The sequence below is a fragment of the Streptomyces sp. NPDC021562 genome (assembly GCF_040640875.1).
GTDB lineage: Bacteria > Actinomycetota > Actinomycetes > Streptomycetales > Streptomycetaceae > Streptomyces.
The window spans coordinates 415,907-434,488 of record NZ_JBFACN010000001.1; the positions used below are offsets into that span (position 1 = coordinate 415,907).

The 18,582-nt window shown below is 73.7% G+C and carries 18 protein-coding genes; 5 read left to right on the plus strand and 13 right to left on the minus strand.

Annotation, left to right across the window (positions count from 1 at the left end):
• Window positions 1-31: 31 nt before the first annotated feature.
• A complete protein-coding gene (locus tag AB0G52_RS01915; protein ID WP_361332782.1) occupies window positions 32-1,099 on the minus strand; it encodes a hypothetical protein in 1,068 nt (355 codons plus the stop codon).
• A gap of 242 nt (window positions 1,100-1,341) precedes the next feature.
• Here AB0G52_RS01915 and AB0G52_RS01920 point away from each other — a divergent pair, with 242 nt between their 5' ends.
• Complete coding sequence (locus AB0G52_RS01920) at window positions 1,342-2,118, plus strand: TetR/AcrR family transcriptional regulator (RefSeq protein WP_361332785.1); 777 nt, start codon at window positions 1,342-1,344, stop codon at window positions 2,116-2,118.
• 70 nt (window positions 2,119-2,188) lie between these two features.
• On the opposite strand, the gene AB0G52_RS01925 is transcribed toward AB0G52_RS01920, so the two are convergent.
• From AB0G52_RS01925 to AB0G52_RS01935, 3 genes are all read right to left on the minus strand, one after another.
• Window positions 2,189-3,469 carry a ribonuclease D gene (locus AB0G52_RS01925; protein WP_132890133.1) on the minus strand — a complete coding sequence of 427 codons (1,281 nt, stop codon included), beginning with the start codon at window positions 3,467-3,469 and terminating at the stop codon, window positions 2,189-2,191.
• Between the two features lie 179 nt (window positions 3,470-3,648).
• Window positions 3,649-4,308: a response regulator transcription factor gene (locus tag AB0G52_RS01930; protein ID WP_005481878.1), complete on the minus strand. Its 660-nt coding sequence runs from the start codon at window positions 4,306-4,308 to the stop codon at window positions 3,649-3,651.
• 291 nt (window positions 4,309-4,599) lie between these two features.
• Complete coding sequence (locus tag AB0G52_RS01935; protein ID WP_132890132.1) at window positions 4,600-5,286, minus strand: DUF3000 domain-containing protein; 687 nt, start codon at window positions 5,284-5,286, stop codon at window positions 4,600-4,602.
• Between the two features lie 108 nt (window positions 5,287-5,394).
• Here AB0G52_RS01935 and hemE point away from each other — a divergent pair, with 108 nt between their 5' ends.
• The gene (hemE, locus tag AB0G52_RS01940) at window positions 5,395-6,465 is read left to right on the plus strand and encodes a uroporphyrinogen decarboxylase (protein ID WP_132890131.1); all 1,071 of its coding nucleotides are present in this window, start codon (window positions 5,395-5,397) and stop codon (window positions 6,463-6,465) included.
• A gap of 9 nt (window positions 6,466-6,474) precedes the next feature.
• Here hemE and AB0G52_RS01945 read toward each other — a convergent pair whose 3' ends face one another.
• The gene (locus AB0G52_RS01945; protein ID WP_132890130.1) at window positions 6,475-7,299 is read right to left on the minus strand and encodes a rhomboid family intramembrane serine protease; all 825 of its coding nucleotides are present in this window, start codon (window positions 7,297-7,299) and stop codon (window positions 6,475-6,477) included.
• 118 nt (window positions 7,300-7,417) lie between these two features.
• On the opposite strand from AB0G52_RS01945, the gene AB0G52_RS01950 reads away from it, so the two are divergent.
• Window positions 7,418-7,723 (plus strand): hypothetical protein, encoded by a 306-nt coding sequence (locus tag AB0G52_RS01950; RefSeq protein ID WP_207921781.1) that lies wholly within the window; start codon window positions 7,418-7,420, stop codon window positions 7,721-7,723.
• Between the two features lie 106 nt (window positions 7,724-7,829).
• Here AB0G52_RS01950 and AB0G52_RS01955 read toward each other — a convergent pair whose 3' ends face one another.
• Window positions 7,830-9,215: an FAD-dependent oxidoreductase gene (locus AB0G52_RS01955; RefSeq protein WP_132890129.1), complete on the minus strand. Its 1,386-nt coding sequence runs from the start codon at window positions 9,213-9,215 to the stop codon at window positions 7,830-7,832.
• Between the two features lie 97 nt (window positions 9,216-9,312).
• On the opposite strand from AB0G52_RS01955, the gene hemG reads away from it, so the two are divergent.
• Entirely contained in the window at window positions 9,313-10,836 is a 1,524-nt protein-coding gene (hemG, locus tag AB0G52_RS01960) for a protoporphyrinogen oxidase (RefSeq protein ID WP_361332792.1), read from the plus strand.
• Window positions 10,837-10,841: 5 nt separating this feature from the next.
• The gene (gene hemQ, locus AB0G52_RS01965; RefSeq protein WP_132890127.1) at window positions 10,842-11,573 is read left to right on the plus strand and encodes a hydrogen peroxide-dependent heme synthase; all 732 of its coding nucleotides are present in this window, start codon (window positions 10,842-10,844) and stop codon (window positions 11,571-11,573) included.
• A gap of 13 nt (window positions 11,574-11,586) precedes the next feature.
• On the opposite strand, the gene AB0G52_RS01970 is transcribed toward hemQ, so the two are convergent.
• From AB0G52_RS01970 to AB0G52_RS02000, 7 genes are all read right to left on the minus strand, one after another.
• Complete coding sequence (locus tag AB0G52_RS01970; RefSeq protein WP_361332795.1) at window positions 11,587-13,233, minus strand: alpha/beta hydrolase; 1,647 nt, start codon at window positions 13,231-13,233, stop codon at window positions 11,587-11,589.
• 154 nt (window positions 13,234-13,387) lie between these two features.
• On the minus strand, window positions 13,388-14,167 hold the full coding sequence (locus AB0G52_RS01975; protein WP_361332797.1) for a TIGR04222 domain-containing membrane protein: 780 nt from the start codon (window positions 14,165-14,167) through the stop codon (window positions 13,388-13,390).
• Between the two features lie 96 nt (window positions 14,168-14,263).
• Window positions 14,264-15,061: a DUF4142 domain-containing protein gene (locus tag AB0G52_RS01980; protein ID WP_132890124.1), complete on the minus strand. Its 798-nt coding sequence runs from the start codon at window positions 15,059-15,061 to the stop codon at window positions 14,264-14,266.
• A 145-nt stretch (window positions 15,062-15,206) separates the two neighbouring features.
• Entirely contained in the window at window positions 15,207-16,472 is a 1,266-nt protein-coding gene (locus AB0G52_RS01985; RefSeq protein ID WP_361332955.1) for a DUF692 domain-containing protein, read from the minus strand.
• A 232-nt stretch (window positions 16,473-16,704) separates the two neighbouring features.
• Entirely contained in the window at window positions 16,705-17,397 is a 693-nt protein-coding gene (locus AB0G52_RS01990) for a peptidyl-tRNA hydrolase (RefSeq protein ID WP_361332800.1), read from the minus strand.
• Window positions 17,398-17,440: 43 nt separating this feature from the next.
• Window positions 17,441-17,626 carry a hypothetical protein gene (locus AB0G52_RS01995; protein ID WP_132890122.1) on the minus strand — a complete coding sequence of 62 codons (186 nt, stop codon included), beginning with the start codon at window positions 17,624-17,626 and terminating at the stop codon, window positions 17,441-17,443.
• Window positions 17,627-17,644: 18 nt separating this feature from the next.
• Window positions 17,645-18,493: a polysaccharide deacetylase family protein gene (locus tag AB0G52_RS02000; protein WP_132890121.1), complete on the minus strand. Its 849-nt coding sequence runs from the start codon at window positions 18,491-18,493 to the stop codon at window positions 17,645-17,647.
• Between the last annotated feature and the right edge of the window lie 89 nt (window positions 18,494-18,582).

Here is an 18,582-nt window from a genome sequence, read left to right on the forward strand (position 1 = left end):
CACACGAGAAGGCCTTCGCCGAAGCGCCCCATCATGGCGTGATCTCGACCTCCGTGATCCTCCCTGCCGTGCGGGGCGCCACGAGATGAGCCGTCCAGGGCGGGACGGACGGTTCCTCGCGCGGTGCGCGCAGCTCCAGGATGCGGGCGTTCTGCGTCACGGTGGGCGGCACGTCGGCGGGGCGCGCGATGGCGGGCGGTGGCCATTCGGTCATGGACTGTCCTGGGAGGAGGGGGAGTGGTGAGGCTGTGCCGGCGGCGAGCGAGTCCACCAGCAGCGGCTCGTCGTCGGCCCCGAGGGCGAACCGGGTGGTGGCCGGACCGCAGACCACGCCGAGCGCGTCGAGCACCCGCGCGGTGCGGTGCGCGAGGAGCCGGGCCGCGCGGTCCGGTCGGCCGTGGCCGGTGCGGGCGTGCGCCCGCACCGCGGTGACCACGTGCTCGGGGCGGCCGTCGGGGCCCGGCCGGGTGACGGTGCGGACCGTGAACCGGCGGGGCGGCGGCCGCTCGGTCAGCACCAGGTCCGGGCTGCCGGAGTAACGGACGGCCGCGTCCCGTACGGCCTGCCAGGCCGCGGTGACCTGGAGCGCGTCCGCGCACTCCACCGGCTTGACCGGGGATCCGGCCGTCGCCGGCGCGAGCAGGTAGCCGGGCAGGGGACAGGCCCGCGCCCAGGCCGTCGCGGCGGCGGGACTGGTCGTACGGACGCCCCGCAGGACGGGTATCCCCAGCCGGGACAGCCGGGCCGCCTGTGCCCCGCGGTCGTACCGCAGCGGGGAGGTGGCCGGGTCCGCCCCGGGGAGGCCGAGCTGCCAGGCGATCCGCTCGGCCGGTTCGACGCCCCCCGCACCGGCCGCCACGACGGCGGACACCCCGAGGGCCCGCAACGCCTTGACCGTCTGCCGCACCCCCCGGTGCACGACCGTGCCGGTGTACCCCGCGGCCACCGTGGCGTTCCGGTACGCCGGCGGCCGCAGCCGGGGCTCCGGTACGACGGCCACCGTCCGCCAGCCGAGTCGGGCGTACCCGAGCGGACCGGCGTTCCCGGCGTCGTACGGGGCGATCACCGCCAGGGTGCCGACGGTGTCGGAGACGCTCATTGCAGTGCTCCCGGCCTTGTTGGGACCGATCGGTCCCGTCTGTCTCAGCAGTCTTCACCTGGAAAACCGGTGAAATCTCCGTGCTGCTCTGCGCTGTACGATGCCAGAAGGGACCGATCGGTCCCTTCTGCCGCCGTCAAGTCTGGAACTCAGGTGCGGTGGCGTCAAGCAGGCGTCGGTCGGGGGCCCGTCCGTCTGGTATTCCTTGGCCGGGGAATCGGTGGAGCCATCCGGGAGAGTGCATGACCAACCCGCGCAGGCCGCGACGTCGGCAACAGCGTGCCCTCGACACCAGGCAGCGCATCCTCGACACGGCCGGCGCGCTGTTCGTCGCGGAGAGCTACGAAGGGGCCTCGGTCAGCGACCTGATCACGGCGGCGCGCACCAGCAAGGGAGCCTTCTACCGGCACTTCCCCGGCGGGAAGCTCGACGTGGCGAGCGCCATCATGACGGACACGCTGAGCATGGACGGGCTGCGGGAGCAGCGGCTCAAGCTCCAGGAAGTGGTCGACATCGGCATGATCCTGGCGCACCGGATCTCCCACGAGAGCGCACTGCAGGCCGCCCTGATGCTGTCGTTCCACAGCAGCGCGCCGGAGACCTACGGGACTCCGTGGCCGGACTGGATCGTCTTCAACACCGGGCAGCTCACCGAGGCCCGGCGGCGCGGCGAGCTGAAACCCTTCGTCGACGTGGCGGAGCAGGCCTACCAGCTCGCGGGGAACTGGGCCGGGGTGGTGCTGATCTCGAACACCCTCGACCGGCACCTGGGGAACGTGGAGGCGCGGGTCTCGCGCATGTACCGCAACCTGGTGACCGCGATCGCGGTCCCGGAGGTGCTGCCGGAGATGGACTTCTCGGTGGCCCGGGGCAAACACCTCTACACGGCGTTCCTGGAAGCCACCCCCGACCCGGCCCCGGAGACCGCCCCCGACGGCGACCCGGACCCGGACCCGGAAGACGCCCCCGACGGGGACCCGGGCCCGGCAGGCTCCTCCGTCCGGGACGCGGGGGACTGATCCGGCCCGGTCCGGGAAGGGCACGCGTCCCGGAGCCGGGAGCGGCTCAGGGCCCGGTCGGCCGGCACACCTACGGGGTCAGCGCCGTCACCAGGGCCGGGGTCACCTGCTCGACCTGCCACGGGCGTGCGCCGTACCCCTCCAGCGCCGCCCCGACCGACTCGGCGTCCACCACCCGCGGCGGTTCCCAGCAGAGCCGCCGTACGGTGTCCGGCGCGATCAGGTTCTCCTGCGGCATGGTGAGCTGCTCGGCCAGCGCCGACACCGCGGCGCGCGCCGCGGACAACCGGGCCGCCGCGACGGGGTCCTTGTCGGCCCACGCCCGCGGCGGGGGCGGCCCCGTGACCGGCTGACCCGGCTGCGGCAGCGCGGCGTCCGGCAGCGCCCTGGCGCGGTCCACCGCGCTCTGCCACTGCTCCAGCTGGCGTCGGCCCATCCGGTGCCCGAACCCGTTCAGCCCGGCGAGGGCGTGCACGTTCGGCGGGAGGCCGAGCGCCGCCTCGACGATCGCCGCGTCGCTGAGCACCTTGCCCGGCGACACGTCCCGCTTCTGCGCGATCCGGTCCCGCGTCTCCCACAGCTCCCGCACCACGGCCAGCTGCCGGCGCCGCCGCACCTTGTGCATCCCGGACGTCCGGCGCCAGGGCTCCTTCCTGGGCTCGGCCGGCGGCGCGGCCGCGATCGCGTCGAACTCCTGCCGCGCCCACTCCAGCTTCCCCTGCCGTTCGAGCTCCTTCTCCAGGGCGTCCCGCAGGTCGACCAGCAGTTCGACGTCGAGTGCCGCGTACCGCAGCCACGGCTCGGGCAGCGGGCGGGTCGACCAGTCGACGGCGGAGTGGCCCTTCTCCAGCACGAACCCGAGCACGCCCTCGACCATCGCGCCGAGCCCGACCCGGGGGAACCCGGCGAGCCGGCCGGCCAGCTCGGTGTCGAACAGGCTGCTGGGCAGCATGCCTATCTCGCGCAGACAGGGCAGGTCCTGGGTGGCCGCGTGCAGTACCCACTCGACGCCGGCCAGCGCCTCGCCGAGACCGGAGAGGTCGGGGCAGGCGACCGGGTCGATCAGCGCGGTACCGGCGCCCTCGCGGCGCAGCTGGACCAGGTAGGCGCGCTGTCCGTAGCGGTAGCCGGACGCACGCTCCGCGTCGACGGCGACGGGACCGGAACCGGCGGCGAACGCGGCGATCACGCGCGCGAGCGCGGCCTCGTCGGCGACCACGGGCGGAATGCCCTCGCGCGGTTCCAGCAGGGGGATCGGCGCCTCCGTCGCAGAAGACTCGGCGTCGTCCGGGGGAGTGCCCCCGGTGGTGCGCAGTGAACTGTCTGCTGCGGTGTCTTGGGCGTCGGTCACCTGTCAAGGGTATCTGTGTGTGGACGGCGCCCGTCGACGGAACGTTCCGTCCACGGGCGCCGGGGGGTCGTAAACCAGTCAGGTCGAGGGAAGATCAGATGCACGAACGGGGGACAGCGGGATACGACGTGACACCGGACCTGCGGCCGACCCGGTTCACGTGACGGGATCCACGAGGATCAGTGGATGATGCCGGTGCGCAGGGCCACGGCGACCATCCCGGCCCGGTCGCCCGTGCCGAGCTTGCGGGCGATACGGGCGAGGTGGCTCTTGACGGTGAGGGCGGACAGTCCCATCGAGACGCCGATCGCCTTGTTCGACTGGCCCTCCGCGACCAGTCGGAGCACCTCGACCTCACGGCCGGAGAGCTCGCGGTAGCCACCCGGGTGGCTCGGGGCACCCGGGGGACGGCGGTGCATGCGGGCGGCGGAACCGATGGGGGCGGCACCCGGTCGGGTGGGGAGCCCGATGTTGGTGCGGGTACCGGTGACGACGTAGCCCTTGACCCCGCCGGCCAGGGCGTTGCGCACGGCGCCGATGTCGTCGGCCGCGGACAGGGCCAGGCCGTTGGGCCAGCCCGCCGCGCGGGTCTCGGACAGGAGGGTCAGGCCGGAGCCGTCGGGAAGGTGGACGTCGGCGACGCAGATGTCGCGGGGGTTGCCGATGCGGGGACGAGCCTCCGCGATGGACGAGGCCTCGATGACGTCGCGCACGCCGAGCGCCCACAGGTGGCGGGTGACGGTGGAACGTACGCGGGGGTCGGCCACGACCACCATGGCGGTGGGCTTGTTCGGGCGGTAGGCGACCAGGCTTGCGGGCTGCTCTAGGAGAACGGACACCAGGCCTCCTGGGTGGGGGGACGGGGCCGGCTTGTGGGGAAGAAGCCGGGACGAACCGTGCTTTCAAGGTCACAGTCGTCTTCGGCACCAAACCCGTCCGCCTTTAGAGAATGATCACGATCTGGTGAGTAACAATACGTGCAATTCGGACACGCGATCGATCATCCGAAGATCGAATCGGTTCGGGCCGTTGCGGTACGGGACAGAAAGTGGCCGTATCGACAAAGAGATGGTCAATGAAGGGTGAGTCGACGGGACGCACGTGGACGGGTCGGCGCGCCTGCGGAGGGGTCAGCGCGCCTGCGGGTCGCGGCGCTGCGGCAGGGTGACCACCGAGGCGTCGCCGGGACCGGCCGGCGGCAGCCCCGCCACCTGCGCCAGCAGATCGCACCAGGAGGCCAGGTGCGCCGCGGTGTCCGGGACGCCGGTGCGGCCCTCCCGGGGCGTCCAGGAGGCCCGGATCTCGATCTGCGAGGCGGCCGGGCGTTCGGACAGCCCGCCGAAGTAGTGCGAGCTCGCCCGCGTGACGGTCCCGCTCGGCTCCCCGTACGACAGCCCCCGGGCCTGGAGCGCCCCGGTCAGCCAGGACCAGCAGACGTCGGGCAGCAGCGGATCGGCCGCCATCTCCGGCTCCAGCTCCGCACGGACCAGCGTGACCAGCCGGAACGTACCGCGCCAGGCGTCGTGCCCGGCCGGGTCGTGCAGCAGCACCAGCCGGCCGTCGGCGAGGTCCTGGTCGCCGTCGACCACCGCGGCCTCGACGGCGTACGCGAACGGCGCGAGGCGCTGTGGCGCGGGCGTCGGCTCCACCTCGACCTGCGGCCGCAGCCGGGCGCCGCGCAGCGCGTCGACCGCGGCCCGGAAGGCCGCCGGCGGCGGTGGCGCCGTACTCCCCGTATGTCCGTCACCCTCCCCGGTGCCCTTACCCTCGCCCATCCCGCCAGCGCCGTCCGACAGTCGTCCCTGAGCCGCAGCCATGCGGGGAAGAGTAAGGGGAACGACGCCTTCGCGCAGGGAGAGACACCACCTAAGGACCATGTAAGGGCGCCGCGGGACCGGCTCCCGAGGCGTGCGAGACTTGCCGTCGTGAGTGCGAACGGAAGCCCCGCGGGCCAGCAGCAGCCGACAGCGACGTACGACAGTGCCTTCCTGAAGGCGTGCAGGCGCGAACCCGTGCCCCACACCCCCGTGTGGTTCATGCGGCAGGCCGGCCGCTCGCTGCCGGAGTACCACAAGGTGCGCGAGGGCGTCCCGATGCTCGAGTCGTGCACGCGGCCCGAGCTGATCGCCGAGATCACCCTCCAGCCCGTGCGCCGGCACCGCGTGGACGCGGCGATCTACTTCAGCGACATCGTCGTCCCGCTCAAGGCCATCGGTATCGATGTCGACATCAAGCCCGGCGTCGGCCCGGTCGTCGCGGACCCGATCCGCACCCGCGCGGACCTCGCGCGGCTCCGCGACCTCACCCCCGAGGACGTCTCCTTCGTCACCGAGGCGGTCGGTCTGCTCACCGCCGAACTCGGCGCGACCCCGCTGATCGGTTTCGCCGGCGCCCCCTTCACCCTCGCGAGCTACCTGATCGAGGGCGGTCCCTCGCGCACGTACGAGAACGCCAAGGCGATCATGTACGGCGACCCCGAGCTCTGGGCCGACCTGCTCGACCGTCTCGCCGACATCACGGCCGCGTTCCTGAAGGTGCAGATCGAGGCCGGCGCCTCCGCCGTCCAGCTCTTCGACTCCTGGGCCGGCGCGCTCGCCCCCGCCGACTACCGCCGCTCGGTCCTGCCCGCCTCCGCGAAGATCTTCGACGCGGTCTCCGGGTACGGCGTCCCGCGCATCCACTTCGGCGTCGGCACCGGCGAGCTGCTGGGCCTCATGGGCGAGGCCGGCGCGGACGTCGTCGGTGTCGACTACCGGGTCCCGCTCGACGAGGCCGCCCGCCGGGTCGGCCCCGGCAAGGCGCTCCAGGGCAACCTCGACCCCGCCGTCCTGTTCGCCGGCACGGAAGCGGTGGAGACCAAGGCCCGCGAGGTGCTCGACGCGGCCGCCGGTCTCGAAGGGCACGTCTTCAACCTGGGCCACGGTGTGATGCCGTCCACCGACCCGGACGCCCTGACCCGCCTCGTGGAGTACGTCCACACCCAGAGCGCCCGCTGACCCGGTCCGCTACCAGCCGTGCCGGGGCCGTGCCCGCCTGCCGAACAGCAGGCCGCGCGGCTCCGGCGGCGGGGGCGTGCCCGGCTTGAGCGGCCAGGCGAGCAGCATGCCGACCAGGAAGCCGACGACGTGCGCCGCGTACGCCACGGTGCCCGCGTCCGAGACGCCCTCCCCGGACGAGTACACGGCCTGGAGCACGAACCAGAAGCCCAGCACCAGCCAGGCGGGCAGCCGTAGCGGCAGGAAGATCAGGAAGGGCACCAGGACCCACACCCTGGCCCTCGGGTAGAGCACCAGATAGGCGCCCAGGACGCCGGCGATCGCGCCGGACGCGCCGATCAGCGGGTCGCCCGAGGACGCGTTCAGGAGCGCGAAGCCGTAGCCGGCCGCGTAGCCGCAGAAGACGTAGAAGAGGAGGAACCGGATGTGCCCCATCCGGTCCTCGACGTTGTTGCCGAAGATCAGCAGGAACAGCATGTTGCCCAGCAGGTGCAGCCAGCTGCCGTGCAGGAACATCGCCGTGAGGACGGACAGCGCCGGCGACTTGTGGTAGGTCGGCGGGCCGACGACGCACCCGGCGCCGTGCCGGCCGACGCCCACCTCCCCGGTCGGTACGAGCTGCGGCAGTTGATGGTGGATCAGCTCTCTGGGGACCGCCGCGTAGTGGTCCGTGAAGGCCTGCAGGTGGCACAGCTGTGCCAGGTCGCTGCCGCCGGCCACGGAGCCGGCTATGCCGGGGGTGGACAGGAACACGAGGACGTTCGCGGCGATCAGCGCGTACGTCACGTACGGCGTGCGGCGCACCGGGTTGACGTCATGGACGGGAATGACCACAGCTAAGTAGTGCCCAGGGAGTGCCGGGCCAAAGCCGGGCGTTCATGTGAACGTCGCACCGGCCGCGTGCGTATGTCTGTGCAACCGACTTCTGGTTCAGGCGACGTAAGGACAGGCGATGAACGAGCGGGTTGCTCCTCAGGCGTTCCCTCCCATGCAGGCCCTGCCCGACGGCGAGGCGGAGCTCTCCCTTGTCGTGCGGCTTCCCTGGGAGGACGTGGCACGCCTCGGCCAGGAGGCCGGGCGGCTGGCGGCGCAGATGCAGCGGCCGGTGACGCTGGACGAGGCGGTGAGCAACCGGCTGCGGTCGACCCGGCCCGCGGCGGCGCACGCCCGTCCCGGGGCCGAGCAGCAGGGTGCTGGCGCGGCCGCGCCGGGAGGGGCCGGGGTCACTTCTCTGCCGCGGATCAGCGGGACGGCTTAGGGCCCGCTGCGGAGTGCGGGGGCGTGGGGGGCTGGTCGCGCGGTTCCTCCCCCAGCCTTCGGCCGGGGGTGCCCCACCGCCCCTGGGTGGGTATCCGTGGCGCCCGCTAGAAAGCCCGCACCTTTGCTGCGGCCTTCCTCGCCGCCACCAGTACGGGGTCCCACACGGGGGAGAACGGCGGGGCGTAGCCCAGGTCCAGGGCCGTCATCTGTTCCACCGTCATGTGGGCGGTCAGGGCGACCGCCGCGATGTCGACCCGCTTGCCCGCGCCCTCCCGTCCGACGATCTGGACGCCCAGCAGGCGGCCCGTGCGGCGTTCCGCGAGCATCTTGACGGTCATGGGGCTCGCGCCGGGGTAGTAGCCGGCGCGGCTCGTGGACTCGATGGTGACCGTCTCGAAGCGCAGGCCCACCCGCAGCGCGTCCTTCTCGCGCAGGCCGGTGCGGGCGATCTCCAGGTCGCAGACCTTGCTCACCGCCGTGCCGACGACGCCCGGGAACGTGGCGTAGCCCCCGCCCACGTTGGTGCCGATGACCTGCCCGTGCTTGTTGGCGTGGGTGCCCAGCGGGACGTACTGCTCCTGGCCCGAGACCAGGTTGAGCACCTCCACGCAGTCGCCGCCCGCCCAGATGTCCTCGTGGCCCCGCACCCGCATCGCGAGGTCGGTCAGCAGTCCGCCGTGACGGCCCAGCGGCAGGCCCGCCGCCTCGGCGAGGCCGGTCTCGGGTCGGACGCCGATGCCCAGGATCACCACGTCCGCCGGGTACTCGGCGTCCTGCGTGGCCACCGCGCGCACCCTGCCGTCCGCGCCGGTGAGCAGCTCGGTGACCTCCGTGTCGTCGACCATGGTGATGCCCAGGCCCTCCATGGCCTTGTGCACCAGACGGCCCATGTCCGGGTCGAGCGTGGACATGGGCTCGCTGCCCCGGTTGACGACCGTGACCTCGTACCCGCGGTTGATCAGCGCCTCGGCCATCTCCACCCCGATGTAACCGGCGCCCACGACCACCGCGCGCCGGCCACGCGTGCGTCCCAGCGTGTCCAGCAGGGCCTGGCCGTCGTCGAGGGTCTGCACACCGTGCACGCCCGGAGCGTCCGCACCCGGCATGTCCGGGCGGATCGGGCGCGCCCCGGTCCCGATGACGAGCTTGTCGTACGACGTCCAGGACTCGGCGCCGGAATCGACGGCACGCGCGCGTACCCGCTTCCCGGCCACGTCGATCTCCGTGACCTCGGTACGCATCCGCAGGTCGATGTCGCGCGCGCGGTGCTCGGCGGGGGACCGGGCGATCAGCTGGTCCCGCTGCGCCACGTCACCGCCCACCCAGTACGGGATGCCGCACGCCGAGTAGGAGCTGAAGTGACCGCGTTCGAAGGCCACGATCTCCAACTCGTCAGGTCCCCGCAGCCGACGCGCCTGGGACGCCGCGGACATGCCGGCGGCGTCACCGCCGATCACGACCAGTCGTTCCCGCCCACTGTCCATGCTCATGCGAACACGCTACGGGGCGCGGGCACCGCGGTTGCGCCCAGGTGCCGCGTCACCGGGGCGGGGTGGGGCCGTCGGTGGGGTCTGAGAGAGTGGGGCCATGAGCGCAACGGGTACGGGCACGGGGCATGTCGTCGTCATCGGAGCCGGCATCGCCGGGCTGGCCGCCGCCCACCGGCTGCTGGCGCGCGGCGCGCGGGTGACCGTGCTGGAGGCGTCCGAGAGGGTCGGCGGCAAGCTGCTGCCCGGCGAGATCGCGGGGGTGCGCGTCGACCTGGGCGCCGAGTCGATGCTGGCCCGCCGGCCCGAGGCGGTCGCCCTCGCGCGTGAGGTGGGCCTCGCCGAGCGGCTGCAGCCGCCGGCCACCGCCACCGCGTCGATCTGGACCAGGGGCGCCCTGCGCCCCATGCCCAAGGGCCATGTCATGGGCGTCCCCGGCACCGCCGCCGCGCTGTCCGGGGTGCTCTCCGAGGAGGGCCTCGCCCGCATCGAGCGCGACGCCGACCTGCCCCGCACCGAGGTCGGCGACGACGTGGCGGTGGGGGAGTACGTGGCGGCGCGGCTGGGCCGCGAGGTGGTCGACCGGCTGGTCGAGCCGCTGCTCGGCGGGGTCTACGCGGGCGACGCCTACCGCATCTCGCTGCGCTCGGCCATCCCGCAGCTCTACCAGGCCGCGAGGACCCACGACTCGCTGACCCTGGCCGTCCGCGAGATCCAGGCGAAGGCGGCCGCGAACCAGCAGACGGGCCCGGTGTTCATGGGCATCGAGGGCGGCGTGGGCACCCTCCCGCTCGCGGTCGCCGACTCGGTCCGGGCCCGGGGCGGGGAGATCCTCACCGGGACACCCGTGACGGAGCTGCGGCGGGTGCGGCGCGACGGGACGGCCGCCCCGGGCACCCCTGCCGCCGACGCCCCGCCGCCCGCCGCCCCGGACCCCGCGCACGGCGTCTGGCGGGTCGTCGCCGGGGACCGGGTGCTGTACGCCGACGCGGTCGTCGTCGCCGTTCCCGCCCCGGCCGCCGCCGCCCTGCTGCGCGCCGAGGCGCCCGCCGCCGCGGCCGAGCTGGCCGCCGTCGAGTACGCCTCCATGGCCCTGATCACCCTCGCCTACCGCCGCGCCGACGCCGAACTGCCCGCCGGCAGCGGGTTCCTCGTCCCGCCCGTCGACGGCCGCACCATCAAGGCGTCCACCTTCGCCTCCCACAAGTGGGGCTGGATCGCCGACGAGGACCCGGACGTCGTCGTCCTGCGCACCTCGGTCGGCCGGTACGGCGAGACGGCCGTCCTCGACCGCGACGACGCCGACCTGGCCGCCGTCTCCCGGCACGACCTGCGCGAGGCCACCGGCCTGGACGCCACCCCGCTGAAGAGCCGCGTCACCCGGTGGACCGGCGGCCTGCCCCAGTACCCCGTCGGCCACCACGCGCGTGTGGCCCGGATCCGCGAGCACGTCGCCCGGCTGCCGGCGCTCGCGGTGTGCGGCGCGCAGTACGACGGGGTCGGCATCCCCGCCTGCGTCGCGAGCGCCTACGCGGCCGTCGACCAGCTGGCGGGCGACCTGCGCGGGGTGCAGGCGCTGACGGCCGCCCCGGTGCAGAGTCTGCACGGCGGAGCGGGAGAATAGGAACCATGAGTGACGACGCCCCCACCACCGAGTCCGGCAGGATCCCGAACAAGGGCAAGCTGGCCAAGGACCTCAACGAGGTCATCCGCTACACCCTGTGGTCCGTCTTCAAGCTGAAGGACGTGCTGCCGGAGGACCGGGCCGGCTTCGCCGAGGAGGTCCAGGAGCTGTTCGACCAGCTCGCCGCCAAGGACGTGACCGTCCGCGGCACCTACGACGTGTCCGGCCTGCGCGCCGACGCCGACCTGATGATCTGGTGGCACGCCGAGACCAGCGACCAGCTCCAGGAGGCGTACAACCTCTTCCGCCGCACCCGGCTCGGCCGCGCCCTGGAGCCGGTCTGGTCGAACATGGCGCTGCACCGCCCCGCCGAGTTCAACCGCTCGCACATCCCGGCCTTCCTCGCCGACGAGACGCCCCGCAACTACGTCAGCGTGTACCCGTTCGTGCGCTCCTACGACTGGTACCTGCTGCCCGACGAGGACCGCCGCCGGATGCTCGCCGACCACGGCAAGATGGCCCGCGGCTACCCGGACGTGCGCGCCAACACGGTCGCCTCGTTCTCCCTCGGCGACTACGAGTGGCTGCTGGCCTTCGAGGCCGACGAGCTGTATCGCATCGTCGACCTCATGCGTCACCTGCGCGGCTCCGAGGCCCGCCGGCACGTCCGCGAGGAGGTCCCGTTCTACACGGGCCGCCGCAAGGACATCGCGGACCTGGTCGCTGGCCTGGCCTGAGGCCGCTCGCGGCTCAGTGCCGGCCGGCCTTGCCCTTCAGGGAGTCCCGCAGGGTCTTCCCCCCGGCCTGGCCGGCCGGCACCGCCGGTCTCGGCTCCGGGTGCCCGGCGCACGACGCGCGCCGCTGGGGGAGCCGGCCCTCCAGCAGGTAGGCCTCCAGGTAGCCGTTGACACACTTGTTGGGCCCGCCGCCGATGCCGTGCGTGCCCGCGTCCCGCTCGGTCACGAGCACCGAGTCGGCGAGCCGCCGGTTCATCTCCAGCGCACCCGCGTACGGCGTGGCCGCGTCCCGCTCGGCCTGCAGGATCAGCGTCGGCGGCAGCTCGCCGGGGCCCGTGCGGACGTCGAGGGCCCGCTGCCGGGGCACCGGCCAGTAGGCGCACGGCAGGTTCATGAAGGCGTTGTCCCAGGTCTCGAACGGCGCCACCCGCGCGAGCCTGGTGTTGTCCCGGTTCCAGGTCTTCCACTTCGCCGGCCAGGGCGCGTCGTTGCACTCGACGGCCGTGTAGACCGCGTTGCCGTTCTCCGCCGCGGCGGCCGAGCCCGGCGCCGGCGCGGCCAGCCGGATCAGCGGCTTCGCGTCCCCCTTCAGGTACTTCGACAGCGCCAGGGCGCGGCTCGGCCAGTAGTCGTCGTAGTACCCGGCCGACAGGAACGCGCCCTGCAGCTGCGCCGGGCCCACCTTCCCGCCGGCGGCCCTGGCCGCCAGCCGCCTGCTCGCCCGGTCGTAGCTCGCCTGCACCTTCGCGGGTGTGTCGCCGAGCCCGTAGACGTCGTCGTGCCGGGCGATCCACTCCCGGTAGTCCGCCCAGCGGCTCTCGAACGCGGCCGACTGCTGCAGGTTGTTCCGGTACCAGATCCCCGCCGGGTCCGGGTCCACCGCCGAGTCCAGCACCATCCGCCGTACGTGCGAGGGGAACAGGGTCGCGTACAGCGCGCCGAAGTAGGTGCCGTACGAGGCGCCCATGAAGGTCAGCCGGTGCTCGCCGAGCGCGGCGCGCAGCACGTCCAGGTCACGGGCGTTGTTGAGGGAGGTGTAGTGGCGCAGCTTGTTCCCGGACCGCTTCAGGCAGCCCTTCGCGTACGCCTGCGCCTCCTTGATCCGGGCCTTCTTGTACGCCTCGGAGGGGTGCGTCGGCGACTGCGACGGCGCCTTGAAGAAGTGCCTGGGGTCCACACAGGACAGCGGCGCCGAACGGTCCACACCCCGCGGGGCGTAGCCGACCAGGTCGTAGGCGGCGGCGATGCGCTTCCACTCGGGCAGCACGCCGACCATCGGGAAGCCCATGCCGGAGGCGCCGGGGCCGCCCGGGTCGTAGACCAGGGCGCCCTGCCTGGGCACCCTGCGCTTGCTGTTGTGCGGGTCCTTGTGGGTGGCCCGGACCCGGCTGACGGTCAGTTTGATCCGCTTGCCGTCCGGGTGCGCGTAGTCCAGCGGGACGCTCAGTGTGCCGCACTGGAACGTGTCGGGGAACTCCAGGTCGGCCGCGCACCGGCCGAAGTCGATGCCTTCCCTGCGCGCGCGTGCGGCGGCCACCGCGGTACCCCGCAGTTCGGCCGCCGCCGTGCCCGGGACGCGATCGGCGCTCCCGGCCGGGGCGGCCGCCAGGGTGGTCAGGAGCAGTGACCCGGCTGCCGAGTACAGGACGGGGGCTCTCATGGCGTATCCCTTCGGTGCACGGCTGCCGGTGGCGTGGCGGCAGGGGCACCGCGGCGTCTGCTCGACAGCAATAAAAGGGATATTTCGACCGGTTGGTGGGGAAGGCAAGCACCATCGGGCGGTGTCGGCGCCAATGCCCCCTATGCGCCCCCGCTCACTCCCGAGGCGGCTGGTCCCGGTGTGCGAAGGCCGCACGCAGCTCCGGTTCGCCGATGGCGCGGACGCCCCGGACGGCGACGGAGGTCAGCAGTGACCGGTCGTCGGCGGTGCGGCTCGCCCGCCGGTGCAGCCCGCCGAGCAGCCGCTGCCCGGCCGGGGAGGCCCAGCGCGAGTACGGGTGCACCTCGACCCGGGCGATGGCCAGGCAGCTCAGGGTCAGGGTGAGGGGCAGCGCGAACCAGACGGCGACCAGGTCGCGCGGCATCCCGGTGGGGGTGGGCAGGGCGAGGGCGGCCATGCCGAGGCCGAGAACGGCCAGCGCGGCGGCCCGGACCTGCCGGACCCCGGACGCGACCGTCGTCCGCGCCGCCGCGTCGGGCACCGCGAGCCCCGCCCGGACCAGTCCCTCGCCGAGGCTGCGCACGGCGTCCGCGTCGGCCGCGGCCGAGCGCACCGGCGCTATCCGGGACTGCCCCTCGGGCCCGATGGCCCCTATCACCGACCGCTCCATCTCGTCCCGCCCGCGCGGGTCCACGACGGTCGCCCAGCCGGTGTGCGCGAGCAGCAGCCGCCGTTCCCGGGCCATCGACACCAGCGTCAGGTCGGCGACCCGCGCGGGTCCTCCGGACAGGAACGCGGCCTCGTAGAGCGTCAGGTCGTGTCCCCGGCCCGCGTCCGCGTCGGCGGCCGCCGTCCGTACGGCGGCCAGGCACAGCCGGGTGCAGGCGGTGCCGGCGACGGCCCAGGCCAGGAGCAGCAGGAGGACCCAGAACATGACATGTTTCTATGCCAGGGTCCTCGGAATCGCCATGCCCTGTTCACATTCCGGACCGAGTGTTGTGGGTCTGTGACGTTCCGTTTGCCGCGCAGGTCAGGGGCTGTCGGAGGCCGGCGGCGGGCTGGTGGTGGCCGGGGGCAGGGTGTACGGCGAGGACGGCGACGGTGCCGGCGCCGGGGAGGCGGCGACCGGGATCGCGTCGCTCGGCGCGAACACCTGCGGGGAGGCGACGGAGGAGGGGGTGACCGCCAGTTGCCGCGCCAGCGCGGAGAAGTCGACGTAACCGGTCGCCTCCAGGACCTTGATGTGGTCCAGGACGGTGGTGTCGGCGTCGTCGGCGAGCGCGCGGACCAGGGTGTTCTGGGTACCGGCGCGGACCTGGGCCACGACGGGGAACACCCGGCCGTGGGCCAGCCGCACCAGGTTCGCGAACTGCCGGTCGAAGTCCTGGCCCTGGGCGCCGGTGAGGGTGGCGAGCCACTGTTGCTGCTGGTCGTTCGGCTGGTTCGGCAGCGGTACGCCGAGCTGGGCGGCGACATCGCGGACATGGGCGTCGAGGGCGGTGTGCCCCGCCACGAGGTGCTGCCCGGCCGTGCGTACGGCCGCCGTCGTGCCCTTCTGCTCCGCCATCTGCCCGGCGGGCAGTTCCCAGAGCCCGGCCAGCCGCACCTTCACGATGAAGTCCCGGTCCAGCTCGGACAGCGGACCGTACCGGGTCGGCACGGTCTTCGCGCTCAGCACGGTCACCGCGCCGGTCGGGTCCGCACGGTCGGCGTACGACCAGACGGGGAAGACCAGCGCGGCGATGGTCGCCGCGAGACCGGTGACGATCAGCCCGGTGCCGCTGAAGATGCCTCGCCCCTGGACGGGGGGCCGGGGACGCGCTCGCATGGTGCCTCCTGCACCGCACGGAGGTGGCTCCCCTGTGCGGGCTAGGCATATTACCCAGCGGGCGCCGCAGGGGGCCGGGCCGAGGGGCTGGTGCGGGTGGGTGCGAGCGGGCGGGGGCCGGTCGCACCCACGGCGGCAGGCGCAGTCACGCCCTGCGCAGCAGACCGGTGCGGCGGGGTGCCGGGCCCGCCCGGTGCTGCCACCAAGCCCGCAGCCGCCGACGGGACACCCTGTCCACCGGCCCGCCCTCCCGCAGCAGCTGCCCCGCGAAGTCCAGGGCGTCCCGCCGGTACCCCCCTGTCATCGGCCGCTCCTGCGCGTACGCCAGGAACGCCGCCCGGTACCCCTCGCCGAGGATCTCCGGCAGCTCCGGCGCCACCTTCGCCACCACGTCCGCCCGCTTCCCGGCCAGCGCCCGCGCCTGCACCCCCATCCGCACCCGGTCGAACCCCTCCGGCACCGGCGTCCCCGCGACCAGCGAGGACAGGACCGCGGCCTGGGCGAGGCCGACCCGCTGCCGGGTGGCGTCGGGGACGGCGGCCACGGGCCTCGCCTCGCCGGTGCGGACGTCGGCGGCGGCCACCGCCCCGCCCGCCGCCACGGCCGCCCGGATCGCCGCCAGCTCGCCCTCCAGTTCGGCCGGCTCCGGGAAGTTCTCGTCGCGCTCCAGCAGGACCCCCGGCGGCGCGACCCGGGACGCGAGGTCGGTCAGGATGTCCAGGACCTGCGGGGGCACCGGGTGGGCGTGGCTGTCGTGCCAGACGCCGTCCCGTTCGAAGCCGCCCGCGACATGGACGTAGGCGATCGCCTCGACGGGGAGTTCGGAGAGGGCCTTGGCCGGGTCCTCGCCGCGGTTGACGTGGTTGGTGTGCAGGTTGGCCACGTCGATCAGCAGCCGTACCCCGGTCCGGTCGGCGAGCTCGTACAGGAACTGCCCCTCGGTCATCTCCTCGCCCGGCCACGCGATGAGCGCGGCGATGTTCTCGACGGCGAGCGGCACGGGCAGCGCGTCCTGCGCGATGCGGACGTTCTCGCAGAGCACGTCGAGGGCGTCCCGGGTGCGCGGGACCGGGAGGAGGTGGCCCGCCTCCAGGGACGGGGACGCGGTGCGCGGACCGCCCGCGCGGACGAACGCGATGTGCTCGGTGACCAGCGGGGAGGCCAGCGCCTCGGCCCGCTCGGCGAGCGCCCTGAGCCGCCCCTCGTCGGGCCGGTCGGCGCCGCCGAGGCCCAGCGAGACGCCGTGCGGGACGACGGTCACCCCTCGCTCGCGCAGCCGCAGCAGCGCCTCGGGGAGGTGCCCCGGGCAGGTGTTCTCGGCCACGACCTCGACCCAGTCGACGCCCGGCATCCGCGCCACGGCGTCCGCGATCTCCGGCCGCCAGCCGATGCCCGTGCCCAGCCGTGCCACGGTCATGGTCGTCCCCCTCCTGCTCCGAGTGACGGGGATATGGCCCCGGAGCGCGCCCGCGAACCTCGTTGCCTGCCGCTTCAGAGCAACATTTGAGGTTCGCCGGCCGCGCTCCGGGGAGTCGAGGGGCTGCCGGCCGGGCTCGGACGTGGTCCCCACGTTCGTACGGCCGAGTCCGCGACGGTGTTCAAACAGACGGCAAAGTTTGTCGGGGGAGCTCAAAGTCCCCAGCTCAGCGCAGTGCCGGATGGTCCGCGACCACCGTGCAACTGCCCGGCGCGATCTCGGTGAACCCGGCGTCCCGCACCAACGGCAGCCCGCTCGAGGCCAGTTCGCGCCACTCGGCCGGCTCGGCGGTCCGTACGGCGAGCGGGAGACCGGCGTCCCGCCAGGCCCGCCGCTCCTCCTCCGGCAGTGCCCACCAGGCCAGTTGGGCACCGTGCCCGGCCTGTGCCATCGCCTTCCCGGCCGACATCTCCAACTCCGGGTTCAGCCACAGCACGGGCGCGGACCGGTCGGCGTCGGCGGGCGGCTCGGGGTCCTCCAGTTCGGTGCCGGACACCTGCAACTTCGCCAGGTCCTTGGGCCATCCGTCCAGGGGGACCGGCGGGAACACCCGTACCTCGGCGGACTTCCCGGTCAGGGTGATCCCGGGCAGCCCCTCGGCGCGCCGCCACTCGGCTCCCCGGGCCCGCCGCACGACCTTGCGGATCCGGGCGTCCTCCCAGTCCCGGACGGCCTGCGCCCACTCCCCGTCCCCGAGGGCACGCTCGTCGCTCAGCAGGGTCAGCACGGCCCTGGCGGCCGTCTCCAGGGCGTCGGTACGCCCGGGAGGAGCCGACTTCTCCATCCGTACGACAAGGGGCAGGACGAACTGGGGTGCTGCGTCCCGGCGGTCGGCCGGGACCTGGAAAGGAGCGCTCACCGCACCAACCCTACGGGGCGCCCTCCGCCCCTGGTCCCGCCGCTCACCCCGAACAGGCGGTCCGCTGCGCCTCCTGCCACTCGCACCGGGGGCACAGCGTGACCCCCTTGTACGACTCCGGGTACTCGGTCGGCTCCCGGCACAGCACACACTCCGCGTACGGCGGCCCGTCGGCCTTCGGCGGGCGCGCGGTCCCGGTGCTGGTGCAGTAGTCGCCGTCGTCGCTCATGCCTCCAGCGTAGGACGGTCACCGGTGACCGGGCGTCTGCCCGATCAGCTCGGACACCTTCACGAACCGGAAGCCCCGCTTGCGCAGCTCGGGCACGACGTCGCGTACCACCCGCTCGGTGGTGGGGGCGGCGCTGCGGGTGCAGTGCATGACGACCACGGAACCCGGCTTCACACCGTCCAGCACCTGCTTCGTGACCGCGTCCGCGTCCGTCGCGAACGCGTCCCCGCTCACCACGTCCCACTGCACGGCGGTGACCCCGAGCCGGCCGACCGCGCGCAGCGCCTGCCGGTCGTAACAGCCGCCGGGGAAACGGAAGTACGGCATCGGGTGCGGCACGCCCGCCTTGACCAGCGCCGCGTAGGCGCGCTGCACGTCCGACGTCATCCCGTCGGCGGGGACGGTCGGCAGGCCGTAGCAGTCACCGGTGAACGCGTAGTGGCTGTAGGAGTGGTTGGCGACCTCGAACCGGGGGTCGCGGCCGAGGGAGCGGGCCTGGTCCGGGTACTGCTCGGCCCAGCGGCCGGTCATGAAGACGGTGGCCGGCACCTTCAGCCGGCGCAGGGTCGCGATCAGCGCCGGATTGTCGAAGTGCTCGCCCGCGGCGGCCCGCGGCCCCTCGTCGGCGGTCATGTCGGCGTCGAAGGTGAGGGCGACGGTCTTGCCCAGGGTGCGGGGACCGTTGGTGAACACGGGGGCCGCGCCGTCCGCGCCCGTGGGGAGGGTGGGCGGCTTGGCGGCGGGAGCGGGCTTCGCGGGGGCCGGGTGTCCGGCCGGTGGTGCCTGGGCGGAGCCACAGGCGGCGAGGGCGGCTCCCAGGGCGCAGACGGCGGTCGTACCGGCAATACGGCGTACTAGTCTGATCACCCTACGAACCTAGGGTGAAATGTCCGGATTTCCCGGTCGGCGCGGCGCCGGATCACCCGGGCGGCGGCCGTCCGGCACGGCAGGGTCAG

Excerpts from the sequence above, each read along its gene's own strand:
- AB0G52_RS01915 (WP_361332782.1), bottom strand. The coding sequence starts at position 1,099 with ATGAGCGTCTCCGACACCGTCGGCACCCTGGCGGTGATCGCCCCGTAC.
- AB0G52_RS01920 (WP_361332785.1), top strand. The coding sequence starts at position 1,342 with ATGACCAACCCGCGCAGGCCGCGACGTCGGCAACAGCGTGCCCTCGAC.
- AB0G52_RS01935 (WP_132890132.1), bottom strand. The coding sequence starts at position 5,286 with ATGGCTGCGGCTCAGGGACGACTGTCGGACGGCGCTGGCGGGATGGGC.
- AB0G52_RS01950 (WP_207921781.1), top strand. The coding sequence starts at position 7,418 with ATGAACGAGCGGGTTGCTCCTCAGGCGTTCCCTCCCATGCAGGCCCTG.
- AB0G52_RS01955 (WP_132890129.1), bottom strand. The coding sequence starts at position 9,215 with ATGAGCATGGACAGTGGGCGGGAACGACTGGTCGTGATCGGCGGTGAC.
- hemG (WP_361332792.1), top strand. The coding sequence starts at position 9,313 with ATGAGCGCAACGGGTACGGGCACGGGGCATGTCGTCGTCATCGGAGCC.
- hemQ (WP_132890127.1), top strand. The coding sequence starts at position 10,842 with ATGAGTGACGACGCCCCCACCACCGAGTCCGGCAGGATCCCGAACAAG.
- AB0G52_RS01970 (WP_361332795.1), bottom strand. The coding sequence starts at position 13,233 with ATGAGAGCCCCCGTCCTGTACTCGGCAGCCGGGTCACTGCTCCTGACC.
- AB0G52_RS01975 (WP_361332797.1), bottom strand. The coding sequence starts at position 14,167 with ATGTTCTGGGTCCTCCTGCTGCTCCTGGCCTGGGCCGTCGCCGGCACC.
- AB0G52_RS01980 (WP_132890124.1), bottom strand. The coding sequence starts at position 15,061 with ATGCGAGCGCGTCCCCGGCCCCCCGTCCAGGGGCGAGGCATCTTCAGC.
- AB0G52_RS01995 (WP_132890122.1), bottom strand. The coding sequence starts at position 17,626 with ATGAGCGACGACGGCGACTACTGCACCAGCACCGGGACCGCGCGCCCG.